Raw genomic sequence first — 12,047 nt, 5'->3', positions numbered from 1 at the left:
ACCCGACGACGCTTCGCTTCCAGAGGGGGACCCCATGCCCGCCCGCACCGCCCGCACCGGCACCCGCATCCGCGTCCTGGCCACCACGGCGGCCGTGCTCACCGCGCTGCTGCTGCTCTCGGGATGCAAGGACGGCATGGGCGTACGCGACGAAGGCCCGTCGGGCGTGAGCCCCACGTCGTCGGTGTCGACGGGATCCACGCCCTGACGGGCCTTCGTGGCAGGTGCGATCAGAACGACCCGTTCGATCAGACGTGCGCCGGGATGCCGGCGGCTTCCTTCGGGTTCGGGCCGTACTCGTTGGCGCCGGGGGCGCTGTCCGTGCAGTTGAAGACCAGCAGCGTGATGGGACCGGCGATCGGGACGATGTAGAAGAACAGCCACCAGCCGGAGCGGCCGATGTCGTGCAGACGACGGACGCTGACACCCAGGCCGGGCAGCAGGATGGCGAGGTAGAAGAGGCCCACCAGACCGAAGAGGGCCGGCGTCTTGGTCACGACGGCGAGGACGACCAGCACGAGGGCGATGATCGCGGAGAAGAGACCGAACTGCCAGTACTCCTTGCGGCGCGCGCGCCCGCTGAACACGGCGTACTTCTTCAGTGCCTCGATGAACGAGCTCATGGTGTCCCCCAGGGATCGACGTCCGGGCCGTCCGGAACGGATCAGGCCAGGCGCAGAAGGTATGGAGGCTGATGCGGACGCGTCAAATCCACATGAGTGCCGGACACAAGGCTGCCAACCGGGACACAACTCCCCACACCCATCAGCGATTTCACGCCAGACCCCGCCGAGGGATGGAACCGAGATCACCCCGACGCCGGAACGATCTCCAAGCGTTGCCCATTGACGGATGTTCAGCGGGCGTTCGACGGTCGGTTCAGCGCAGCTTCTGCGCCGCCTCCACCGCCCAGTACGTGAGGATGTTCCGCGCCCCGGCCCGCTTGATCCCGGTGAGCGCCTCGAAGATCGCCTGGTCCCGGTCGATCCAGCCCTTCTCGGCGGCGGCCTCGATCATCGAGTACTCGCCGGAGATCTGATACGCGGCGACGGGCACGTCCGAGACCTCGGCGACCTTGGCCAGGATGTCGAGGTAGGGCCCGGCCGGCTTGACCATCACCATGTCGGCCCCCTCCTCCAGGTCGAGCGCCAACTCCCGCATCGCGTCCCGTGCGTTGGGCGGGTCCTGCTGATACGTCTTGCGGTCCCCCTTGAGCGAGGAACCCACGGCCTCACGGAACGGCCCGAAGAACGCGGACGCGTACTTCACGCTGTAGGCGAGGATGGCGACATCCTCACGCCCGATCTGGTCGAGCGCGTCCCGGACGACCCCGATCTGCCCGTCCATCATCCCGCTGGGCCCGACGACATGGGCCCCGGCATCGGCCTGCACCTGGGCCATCTCGGCATACCGCTCAAGGGTCGCGTCATTGTCGACGCGCCCGAACTCGTCCAGCACCCCGCAATGCCCATGATCGGTGGTCTCATCAAGACACAGATCGGACATGACGAGCAGTTCGTCCCCGACCTCGGCCCGCACATCGCGCAGGGCCACCTGCAGAATCCCGTCGGGATCGGTGCCGGCCGTCCCCAGGGCGTCCTTCTTGGACTCCTCCGGCACACCGAAGAGCATGATCCCGGAGATCCCAGCGGCGACAGCCTCAGCGGCAGCCTTCTTCAGACTGTCCCGGGTGTGCTGCACAACCCCGGGCATGGCCCCGATCGGCACCGGCTCACTGACCCCCTCCCGCACAAACGCCGGGAGGATGAAGTCGGCCGGGTGCAAGCGCGTCTCAGCGACCATCCGCCGCATGACGGGGCTGGTCCGCAACCGCCGGGGCCGCGAGCCGGGAAAGGATCCGTACGTCGTCATGCCATCTACGCTACGCCCGCCTCAGGGGCACCTTTGCCGACGGGAGGTCGGTCCACGGCAATGGCCGAACCCCGGGACGGGGACACCGCACGTCTGCGACGCTGACGGGTTATGACACCGCGGGGCGGGACGCGCGGGGGCGAACGGGGCGGGAATTCCCGGAGGGGGCTGTGTATTCATGGGACGACGGGCGATTCTCGTCGCGGGTTCGGAGTTCGCCGTCGGCAGCGGGGGAGAGTCTTCGGAATATCCGCCACTTCCGTTCTCCGCAAACCGAGTGACGCACCTCGCCGAAGTGCTCGCCCGATTTGGTTTCGAATGTGACGTCCTGAGGAACCCGACCTCCCAGAGCATGAGCAGGGAGATTCAAAGGGCGTTCAATGACGCGGGCCCCGAAGACTTTCTCGTCGTTCACGTCCTCAGCCACAGCCGTCCACGAGTTGACGGCGGCCTGGGAATCGTGGGGATCGACTCGCACACTGCACAGCCAGCCTCGGTGGACGACTGGATCAACACCTTGCGTCACATGGCCGAGGGACCGCAGACCCTGTTCGTCCTCGACCTCTGTGAAGCCGGGGCCGCGACGCCCATGACCTCGTACGCGAACCTGCCCCGCCCAGCTCCGAACGAGCGCATCTGGGTCATCGCCGGAACCGACAGCCGAGAAATGGCATTCGACGGGAAGTTCACGCAGGCGATCACTCGTGTTCTCGGATCCATCAGCGACGAACACAGCGGCCTGGGGCCGGACCTCGCCTATGCGCCGTTCTCCTACCTCACCCGAGAGACACAGCGCGAATTTACCTCTGTCTCGCAAGGAACCCTGCCCCAGACAGTCGTCATCGGTCCGGGAAACACCCTGGACGCGTCGGAATTCCGGTTCTTTCGCAACCCCGGTCACCTTCAGCCCCCAGTCATCAGCCATAGCCATATCCCCCGTACCGACCTCGCCGGCCGCGTCCTGTGCGTCTCACCGCTCGGCGAGACGCACAGGACGTCACTCGTCGCGGTCGGCGGCGACGACTCGCTGCGCGTCTTCGACCTGCGCACCGGAGCCCAGACGGCCAGGGTCCACATGGACGGTGCTTTCGCCGTGGTACCGGTGCCGGGGCAAGACCTGTTGGTGTGTGCGGGAAGAAGAGGCGCCGTGGAGGTCCGGTCCAGTGTCGACCTGGCGTTCCGCACGGAACTCTGGGCGGACACATCGCAGGTCAACGACCTGGCCTGTGGTGCCGTGGACGGGCGCTGGACGGTATGGGCCGTCTCCGACGACGGCTACATGCGGAGCGGCGACACCAAGGGGGGCACCCAGCTCCACCTCCCGAGGGCGCACGACGGTTTCGCCAACGCGGTCGTCGCCGCCGGCGCCCTCGTCGTCTCGGCGGGTTCCGGCGGTGACGTGGCAGCCTGGGACTCCTCCACAAGTGACCTGCGGTGGCGCGTGTCCGAGCACTCCGGCCCCGTGCACCGCCTGGTCGCTCTGCCGGTCGAGGGCCGACAGGCGATCGTCAGCGGTGGCGAGGACGGCACCCTCCAGGTCCTGGACCTGTCCGACGGGACGCTGCTGCGCACCATCCCCGCCCGCTCGACACCGATCCGGGCCATGACCGTACTTCCCGGGCCGCGCCCCTGCGTGGCCGTCGGCGGTCCGACCGAGCCAGTGAGCGTCTGGGACGTGGCAACGGGCGAGCGGGTGGCAGCCCTGGCCGACGGATCGGACATCTGGTCACTGGCCACCGTCGAGGTGGACGGACGGATCCGGCTGATCACCGGAAACGACGAGGGCGTGGTCCCGCTTCCCCTCCCCGACCCGACACCGGCCGCCGCACCCTGGCTCCCGGACCCCGTGACCACCCTCCACGCCGGCTACACCGCGGACGTGGCCGAGGGCACCGACCGGCTGGGCATCGGCCAACAGGTCGACACCCTCTGCCAGTTGATCATGGCCCGCGAGGTGCGACCGCCCCTGTCGATCGGGCTCTTCGGCGACTGGGGCACCGGCAAGTCCTTCTTCATGGCCCAGATGCGGCAACGCGTCCAGGAACTCGTCCACAGGGCGAAGCAGGCCGACCTGGAGCAGGTCGGTTCCGGGCTGTGCGGTGGTGTGTGCGAAATCCAGTTCAACGCCTGGCACTACCTCGACGCCAACCTCTGGTCCGGCCTGGCATCCGCCATCTTCGACCGGCTCGCGCTCGGTGACGCCCCTACGCGCGAAATCCTGCACGACCTCCCGTCCGTCCAGACACTGCGCCAGGAACTGCTGGGCAAACGGGCGGCAGCTCAGGCCCAACTCGACGAGGTGGCCCAGGATCTGGCCCAGGAGGACCCTGTCGGCATCCGTGACGTCCTCACGGTCGACCATCTGAAACAGGTCCAGGACGTCCTCACGGAACCGGTGGTGAAACAGACCAAGTTGGCGCTCACCGAGGCGGGGATCTCCCCCAAGGAGATCGGCAAGCTGGAACTGCGGACCAAGGAATCCATGGGCTACGTCCAGAGGTTGTGGCTGCTGCTCCGCAGGGGCAAGCCGTCGGTCCGGCTGCTCATGCTGGTGGCGATCGTCCTCTTCGTGGTCGTCGGCCCGTTGCTCTCCGTCGTACTGCGCAACCTGCTGGGCACCGGCATCAACGCCCTCGCCCCCGTCCTGCTCTGCTGCGTCGCGGCCTCCGCCATCGCCGGGCCGTACCTGTCCAGGCTGGGACGGGCACTACGGGTGGCCGAGGACGCCGTGCAGCAGGTCGACGAGCACCGCCGTATCCCGTTGCGCGCCAAACAGGAGGCCCTACGACGCCGTATCACCCGGATCGAGGAGGAGACCGCGTCGATCGACGACAGCATCCGGGAGCTGCGACAGGAGTCCAGCCTCCGCGCCTTCGCCCTCAAACGCCTGGCCGAGGACGACTACCGGCAGCACGAAGGCCTGATGGCCCTGCTCCGTCGGGACCTCGAAGAACTCAGTCGCCGGTTCACCGCACCGAATTCCGGCCGCGCCGCCGCACCCGACCTCGAACGCATCGTCCTCTACATCGACGACCTCGACCGATGCCCGCCGCACCGCGTCGTCGAAGTCCTCCAGGCGATCCAACTCCTGCTCGCCTTCCCGCTGTTCGTGGTGGTCGTCGGCGTGGACGCGCGCTGGCTGCTGCGCTCGATCCAGACGCACTACCGGGACGTACTGGGTTCCGACGGTCTGTCCACGGTGGCGAAGGACAGCCGGCACTGGGCCTCCACACCGGAGAACTACCTGGAGAAGATCTTCCAGATCTCCCTGTGCCTGCCGCCCATGTCCGAGGACGGGTACACCAGCCTGGTCGGGGCCGACCTGGGCGAGTTCCTGCCCGATGCCTCCGGCGAGCACACGAACACCGACACGGACACCGACAACGGCGCAGCCACCGACGGCACCGGACAACCCTCGACGCGTCGGGAGCCGGCGGCGCAGACGGATCCTCAGCCCTCACGACCGGCACCGGCCTCCGCCCCCGAGCCCGCCGCCGATCCCCAGGTCCGCAGGGTCGACGCCCGCGAGTTGCATCTGTTTCAGGGCGTCGCACCCTTCACCCCCATCGCCGCCGTCGCTCTCCACGACGATCAGCCGCTGCTCCTGTCCGTGGACTCCTCGGCCGTCCTCACCCACCGGGACCTCCGGCAGCGCGAAGCCCCGACGCTGACCCGGAAGATCGCCGACGGCCGGCTCGCGACCGCCGAGATCACCACGGACGGACGGGTGCTGCTGACCGGAGATCTCGGCGAGTCGGGAGACATCGTGGCGCTGACGACGGACGGTCTCGGCAAGACGGTCAGCATGGTCGAACACCCGGTCCCTCAAGGCCCTGCGGCGGATTCCGTGATCTTCTCGGACGGCGGCGGCAAAGTCGCCCTGTCGTGGCACAAGGCGGACGGAACCGCGGAGCACATCCAGGAAAGTGTCCTGCCGGGCACCCACGAGACGGACACCACCGCGCCGACACCAGGTGCCCTGCTCGCCCGGACCGACTCGTGGCAACTGGTCGAGACGGCCGACGGAGTCCGGCTGCGCCCCTCGGACAGCACCGGCGACACCGGCGACTCCTCGTCCGACGTCGTCGTCGGCACCGATCACGTCGAGCGGGTCGTGCTGGACCCGACGACCGGGCGGCTGGCGCTCATCGGCGCGCACCCGCTGCTGGGGCTGTGGTCCACGGCCGGCACACCGGAACCGATCAGACCCGTGTACCCCCTGCCCGAGCTGCCGGAGCTGTCGGCCGACCTGCGGATCGCGTTCAGCGCGACCGATCTGATCGCCATCGCCGCCAACACCTGGGTCCGGGTGTGGGACCTCGTCTCCGGCGCCCTCCACACCGAGTTGACGGCCGCCTCCCCCGTGACCGCGCTGGCGTTCTCGCCCAACGGCCGTCGGCTCGCCACGGGTTCGCGGGACGGGACCGTGCAGGTCTGGGCGGTCGAGAACCCCGATCCGGACGTCGCCCGCAAACTTGAGGCGCTCCGGCTGACCCGCGCCGAGCACGACATGGTCACGTCCGTCGGGCCCCTCATCTCCACGCCCCGGACCGCGAGACGGCTGGTGAACACCTACCGTCTGCTGCGCACCTGTCTCAGCGGCCCGGACATCGAGCGCGTCCGCTCAGGGGACCACGCACCACTGATCCTGCTGCTCGCCGTACTCATCGGCTATCCCGCCCAGGGGGCGGCGGTCCTGGAGGACCTGCTCCACGCCGACGACCTGCCCCAGACGTTCACGGCCCTGCTCCGCCGTGACCACCGTGACCACATGGACCGACCCCCGGCGACAGACGCCGAATCCGAAGGTCCGCGGTACATCTGGGGCCGCCTCGCATCGGTCACCGCCGACATCTCCACCAGGACCGGGACTTCGGACGAAACGGCCGACTACCGGCACTGGGCTCCGTACGTCGCCCGGTTCTCGTTCCGCACCGGGCACCTGCTGTGACCGGGGGCATCAACAGCGGAGCTGCGGGGAGAACTTGGACATTCTCCCCGCACCGCCGTCAGGTCGTACGCCGCCGCCGAGCCCCAGGCCGCCGCTCACTGGGCCGGGTAACAGGATCCCCCGCCTCCTGAGCCGCCGCCCGCCTACGCAACCCGAAGTTCGCCAACGCCTCGGCCAACTTGTGCACAGACGGCTCCGGCGCCATCACATCCACCCGCAGCCCGTGCTCCTCGGCCGTCTTAGCCGTAGCAGGCCCGATACACGCGATCACGGTCACGTTGTGCGGCTTCCCGGCGATACCGACCAGGTTCCGCACCGTAGAAGACGACGTGAAGAGAACGGCGTCGAAGCCACCCCCCTTGATCGCCTCCCGCGTATCGGCCGGCGGCGGCGACGCCCGCACGGTCCGATAGGCGGTCACGTCGTCGACCTCCCACCCGAGCTCGATCAGCCCGGCGACGAGAGTCTCCGTGGCGATGTCCGCCCGCGGCAGGAACACCCGGTCGATCGGATCAAAGACGGGGTCGTACGGAGGCCAGTCCTCAAGCAACCCGGCCGCGGACTGCTCCCCGCTCGGCACCAGATCCGGCTTCACGCCAAAGGCAACCAGCGCCTTCGCGGTCGACTCCCCGACCGCGGCGACCTTGATCCCGGCAAAGGCCCGAGCATCGAGCCCGTACTCCTCGAACTTCTCCCGCACGGCCTTGACCGCGTTCACTGAGGTGAAAGCGATCCACTCGTACCGTCCGGTCACGAGCCCCTTGACCGCCCGCTCCATCTGCTGCGGCGTCCGCGGCGGCTCGACGGCGATCGTAGGCACCTCATGCGGAACAGCCCCGTACGACCTCAACTGGTCGGAGAGCGAAGCCGCCTGCTCCTTCGTACGCGGCACGAGCACCTTCCAGCCGAACAACGGCTTGGACTCGAACCACGACAACTGGTCGCGCTGCGCGGCGGCGGACCGCTCACCGACCACGGCTATCACCGGCCGGCCACCATCGGGGGACGGCAGCACCTTCGCCTGCTTCAGCGTCTGCGCGATCGTCCCGAGCGTCGCGGACCAGGTCCGCTGACGAGTGGTCGTACCAGCCACTGTGACGGTCATGGGCGTATCGGGCTTGCGCCCCGCAGCCACCAACTCGCCGGCCGCAGCGGCCACGGAGTCCAGGGACGTGGAAACCACAACCGTGCCGTCCGACGCCCCCACCTCCGTCCAGCACCGGTCCGACGCGGTACGGGCGTCCACGAACCGGACGTCCGCCCCTTGCGCGTCCCGCAGCGGGACACCGGCGTACGCGGGCACGCCGACGGCCGCCGCGACACCCGGGACGACCTCGAAAGGCACACCCGCGGCGACACAGGCGAGCATTTCCTCGGCGGCGTACGTATCTAGTCCGGGGTCCCCGGACACCGCACGTACGACCCGCCTGCCGCCCCGCGCGGCCTCCATGACAAGATGTGCCGCATCCCGCACAGCGGGTAGGCCAACGGTTGTTGACGCACCGTCAACTACCGTTAGTTGAGGCGTGCCTGTGCCCGGGAGCGAGCCCGAAGAAGGACTCGGATCCGGATGCACGACGGCCACGCCTGATCGGGCGTGCGCACGTACGACGTCGAGCACCTCGTGCTCGGCGACGAGAACGTCCGCGTTCGCCAGCGCCTCTACGGCGCGCAGTGTGAGCAGTCCCGGATCTCCGGGTCCGGCACCCAGGAAGGTGACGTGCCCGTGTTCCGGACCGGCGGCGGGAAGAGTGGTGGGGCTCACTTGGCTTGCTCCCCCATCAGACCGGCCGCGCCCTGGGCAAGCATCTCGGCGGCGAGTTCGCGACCGAGCGCCAGTGCTTGGTCATGCGTCTCGGGCACGGGACCGGTGGTGGACAGCTGCACCGTACGCGAACCGTCGGTCGTGCCGACTATTCCGCGCAGGCGCATTTCCTTGACAATCTGCCCGTCGGCCAGAAGGTCGGCCAGCGCGCCCACAGGGGCGGAGCAGCCGGCCTCCAGGGCGGCGAGCAGGGACCTTTCGGCGGTCACGGCGACCCGCGTGAACGGGTCGTCGAGCTCACCGAGAGCCGCGATCAGGTCCGCGTTGTCCGCGGCGCACTCGATCGCCAGGGCCCCCTGGCCGGGGGCGGGCAAAATCGTGTCGACCGACAGGAAGTCGGTCACGTCGTCGAGGCGGCCGATCCGGCTGAGTCCGGCGGCGGCCAGGACCACGGCGTCCAGCTCACCGTCCCGGACGAAGCCGACGCGGGTGTCGATGTTCCCGCGGATCGGGACCGTCTCGATGTCGAGGCCGTGGCTGCGCGCGTACGCGTTCAGCTGGGCCGTACGCCGCGGGGAGCCCGTACCGATGCGCGCCCCGCGGGGCAGGTCGGTGAACTTCAGGGCGTCCCTGGCGACGATGACGTCGCGCGGGTCCTCGCGCTCGGGTACGGCGGCGAGCACCAGCTCGTCCGGCTGCGTGGTCGGCAGGTCCTTCAGCGAATGAACCGCGAAGTCGACCTCACCGCCGAGCAGCGCGTCCCGCAGCGCGGTCACGAAGACCCCGGTGCCGCCGATCTGGGCGAGGTGCTCACGGGAGGTGTCGCCGTAGGTGGTGATCTCGACGAGCTCGACGGGCCGTCCGGTCACCTGGCTCACGGCGTCCGCCACCAACCCGGACTGGGCCAGGGCGAGTCTGCTCCGCCTGGTCCCAAGTCTCAGTGGTGCATTGCTACTCATGCTGGCCCTCGGTTCTTGCTGATCTCGTTCTCAGAGTCTTCTTCGGCCCGGGAGACGGAGGCCACCGTCTCCTGGTCGAGGTCGAACAGGGTGCGCAGCGCGTCCGCGTACCCGGCGCCGCCGGGCTCGGCCGCGAGCTGCTTGACCCGTACGGTCGGCGCGTGCAGCAGCTTGTCGACGACGCGTCGCACGGTCTGGGTGATCTCCGCGCGGTGCTTGTCGTCGAGGCCGGGCAGCCGTCCGTCGAGCCGGGCGATCTCACCCGCGACGACCTCGGCGGCCATGGCGCGCAGGGCGACCACGGTCGGCGTGATGTGCGCGGCCCGCTGGGCTGCCCCGAAGGCCGCGACCTCGTCGGAGACGATACGCCGGACCGCGTCCACGTCCGCCGCCATCGGAGCGTCCGCGGAGGCCTCGGCGAGCGACTCGATGTCCACCAGCCGCACCCCGGCCAGCCGGTGCACGGCCGCGTCGACGTCCCGCGGCATCGCGAGGTCGAGGAGCGACAACACCGGCGCGGGGCGCGGGATGTGGGCCACGGGCTCGGGCCTGCGCCGCTCGGGAATCCGTCCGACGGTGGCGGCCATGGTGGCGAGTTCGGTGATGAGCTCGGCCTCGGGCGTGCTCCGGGCCGCCTCGCGCCGGTCGACGGCGCTGCCGCCGACCCAGGCCGCGTGCTGCTCCAGCGTCGCCGCGTCCATCCCGGCCACGGCGGCCTCCCCCATCACGGAGAAGCCACTCGCCCCCTGCACCGCCGACAGGTCCAGCGGACACCCGTCCTCACTCCCGACGGACGTCGGCGGAAGCTCTTCACGCACGACGTCCGCTACGGCCGTACGACCGGCGGTGGTGTCCGGAGACACCCGGCCCTCGACCGCTCCGGCGACCGCGTCGGCCGTCAGGACCAGGCCCGTGGCGCCCGTGCAGGACACGGCCACATCGGCACGTGTCAGCTCGAACGGCACCGAATCCATCGGTACCGCGCGGGCGGACACGTCCGTTTCGGGGCTCTCGGTGATGATCTGGGCGAGCCGCTCGGCGCGGTCGGAGGTGCGGTTGGCGACGACGATCTCGGCGACCCCGGCACGCGCGAGGGTCGCGGCGGCCAGCGACGACATGGAGCCGGCGCCGATGACCAGGGCGCGTTTCCCCTTGGCCCAGGCTTCAACTGCCGTGCCGGAGGAGAGCTGTTGAAGGCCGAAGGTGACCAGGGACTGGCCCGCGCGGTCGATGCCGGTCTCCGAGTGGGCGCGCTTGCCGACGCGGAGGGCCTGCTGGAACAGCTCGTTCAACAGCCGCCCGGCGGAGTGCAGTTCCTGCGCCTTGGCCAGCGAGTCCTTGATCTGGCCGAGGATCTGGCCCTCGCCGACGACCATCGAGTCGAGACCGCAGGCCACCGAGAAGAGGTGGTGGACGGCCCGGTCCTCGTAGTGCACGTAGAGATAAGGAGTGAGCTCGTCCAGGCCGACGCCGCTGTGCTGGGCGAGCAGCGTGGACAACTCCGCGACGCCCGCGTGGAACTTGTCCACGTCGGCGTAGAGCTCGATGCGGTTGCAGGTGGCCAACACCGCGGCCTCGGCGGCCGGTTCGGCGGCGACCGTGTCCTGGAGGAGCTTGAACTGGGCGTCCGCGTTCAGCGTGGCCCGCTCCAGGAGACTGACCGGCGCGCTGCGGTGGCTCAGCCCGACGACGAGGAGACTCATGCCGGCATCACGGCGGGGACGTCCCCGTCAGGGCCTTGCTCGGCGGAGTCGCCGCGGTGCGCGGCGGTCGGGTGCGCCGCCTGGTTGGCGGCCTCCTCGCCGGCCTTGCGCTGCTCGTGGAAGGCGAGGATCTGCAGCTCGATCGAGAGGTCGACCTTGCGGACGTCGACGCCGTCCGGGACGGTCAGCACGGTCGGCGCGAAGTTCAGGATGGACGTCACACCGGCGGCCACGAGGCGGTCGCAGACCGGCTGGGCGGCACCGGCGGGGGTCGCGATGACGCCGATGGAGACGCCGTTGTCGCTGATGATCTTTTCCAGCTCGTCCGAGTGCTGGACCGGGATGCCCGCGACGGGCTTGCCGGCCATCGCCGGGTCGGCGTCGATGAGGGCGGCGACGCGGAAGCCGCGGGAGGCGAACCCGCCGTAGTTGGCGAGGGCGGCGCCGAGGTTGCCGATACCGACGATCACGACCGGCCAGTCCTGGGTCAGGCCCAGCTCGCGGGAGATCTGGTAGACGAGGTACTCGACGTCGTAGCCCACACCGCGGGTGCCGTAGGAACCGAGGTACGAGAAGTCCTTGCGCAGCTTCGCGGAGTTGACCCCGGCGGCGGCCGCGAGCTCCTCGGAGGAGACCGTGGGCACCGAGCGCTCCGAGAGTCCGGTCAGCGCGCGGAGGTACAGCGGGAGACGGGCGACGGTGGCCTCGGGAATCCCTCGGCTACGGCTCGCCGGTCGGTGAGTTCGGCCAGTTGCCACGGTGCTCCTGCGGGTAGAGCGGGGCTGTGGGCGGTCACA

The 12,047-nt window shown here is 69.7% G+C and carries 8 protein-coding genes; 2 read left to right on the top strand and 6 right to left on the bottom strand.

Features of this window, described 5'->3' with window-relative positions:
• Positions 1-34 precede the first annotated feature (34 nt).
• Positions 35-208, top strand: a complete 174-nt coding sequence (locus R2B38_RS23565) for a hypothetical protein (RefSeq protein WP_318018024.1) — start codon at positions 35-37, stop codon at positions 206-208.
• A 40-nt stretch (positions 209-248) separates the two neighbouring features.
• Here R2B38_RS23565 and R2B38_RS23560 read toward each other — a convergent pair whose 3' ends face one another.
• Together R2B38_RS23560 and hemB are read right to left on the bottom strand one after the other, a co-directional pair.
• Positions 249-623, bottom strand: a complete 375-nt coding sequence (locus R2B38_RS23560; RefSeq protein WP_318018023.1) for a DUF805 domain-containing protein — start codon at positions 621-623, stop codon at positions 249-251.
• A gap of 256 nt (positions 624-879) precedes the next feature.
• The gene (gene hemB / locus R2B38_RS23555; RefSeq protein WP_318018022.1) at positions 880-1,872 is read right to left on the bottom strand and encodes a porphobilinogen synthase; all 993 of its coding nucleotides are present in this window, start codon (positions 1,870-1,872) and stop codon (positions 880-882) included.
• Positions 1,873-2,050: 178 nt separating this feature from the next.
• Between hemB and R2B38_RS23550 the strand changes: the two genes are divergently transcribed.
• Complete coding sequence (locus tag R2B38_RS23550) at positions 2,051-6,823, top strand: P-loop NTPase fold protein (protein ID WP_318018021.1); 4,773 nt, start codon at positions 2,051-2,053, stop codon at positions 6,821-6,823.
• A 58-nt stretch (positions 6,824-6,881) separates the two neighbouring features.
• Here R2B38_RS23550 and R2B38_RS23545 read toward each other — a convergent pair whose 3' ends face one another.
• From R2B38_RS23545 to R2B38_RS23530, 4 genes are read right to left on the bottom strand one after another with little or no spacing between them, the layout of a single operon-like run.
• Positions 6,882-8,588 carry a uroporphyrinogen-III synthase gene (locus tag R2B38_RS23545; RefSeq protein ID WP_318018020.1) on the bottom strand — a complete coding sequence of 569 codons (1,707 nt, stop codon included), beginning with the start codon at positions 8,586-8,588 and terminating at the stop codon, positions 6,882-6,884.
• Positions 8,585-9,547: a hydroxymethylbilane synthase gene (hemC, locus tag R2B38_RS23540; RefSeq protein WP_318018019.1), complete on the bottom strand. Its 963-nt coding sequence runs from the start codon at positions 9,545-9,547 to the stop codon at positions 8,585-8,587. Before hemC ends, R2B38_RS23545 begins: the two co-directional genes overlap by 4 nt.
• Entirely contained in the window at positions 9,544-11,250 is a 1,707-nt protein-coding gene (locus R2B38_RS23535; protein WP_318018018.1) for a glutamyl-tRNA reductase, read from the bottom strand. Before R2B38_RS23535 ends, hemC begins: the two co-directional genes overlap by 4 nt.
• Positions 11,247-12,008: a redox-sensing transcriptional repressor Rex gene (locus tag R2B38_RS23530; RefSeq protein ID WP_318018017.1), complete on the bottom strand. Its 762-nt coding sequence runs from the start codon at positions 12,006-12,008 to the stop codon at positions 11,247-11,249. Before R2B38_RS23530 ends, R2B38_RS23535 begins: the two co-directional genes overlap by 4 nt.
• Positions 12,009-12,047: the final 39 nt, after the last annotated feature.

Source organism: Streptomyces sp. N50 (assembly GCF_033335955.1).
Taxonomy (GTDB): domain Bacteria; phylum Actinomycetota; class Actinomycetes; order Streptomycetales; family Streptomycetaceae; genus Streptomyces.
Note: the sequence above shows the minus strand (reverse complement) of the source record. Positions and strands in the feature narration are given on the sequence as shown.

Bases quoted from the DNA above. Each gene is read 5' to 3' on its own strand.
- R2B38_RS23565 (WP_318018024.1), top strand. From the start codon at position 35: ATGCCCGCCCGCACCGCCCGCACCGGCACCCGCATCCGCGTCCTGGCC.
- R2B38_RS23560 (WP_318018023.1), bottom strand. From the start codon at position 623: ATGAGCTCGTTCATCGAGGCACTGAAGAAGTACGCCGTGTTCAGCGGG.
- hemB (WP_318018022.1), bottom strand. From the start codon at position 1,872: ATGACGACGTACGGATCCTTTCCCGGCTCGCGGCCCCGGCGGTTGCGG.
- R2B38_RS23550 (WP_318018021.1), top strand. From the start codon at position 2,051: ATGGGACGACGGGCGATTCTCGTCGCGGGTTCGGAGTTCGCCGTCGGC.
- hemC (WP_318018019.1), bottom strand. From the start codon at position 9,547: ATGAGTAGCAATGCACCACTGAGACTTGGGACCAGGCGGAGCAGACTC.
- R2B38_RS23535 (WP_318018018.1), bottom strand. From the start codon at position 11,250: ATGAGTCTCCTCGTCGTCGGGCTGAGCCACCGCAGCGCGCCGGTCAGT.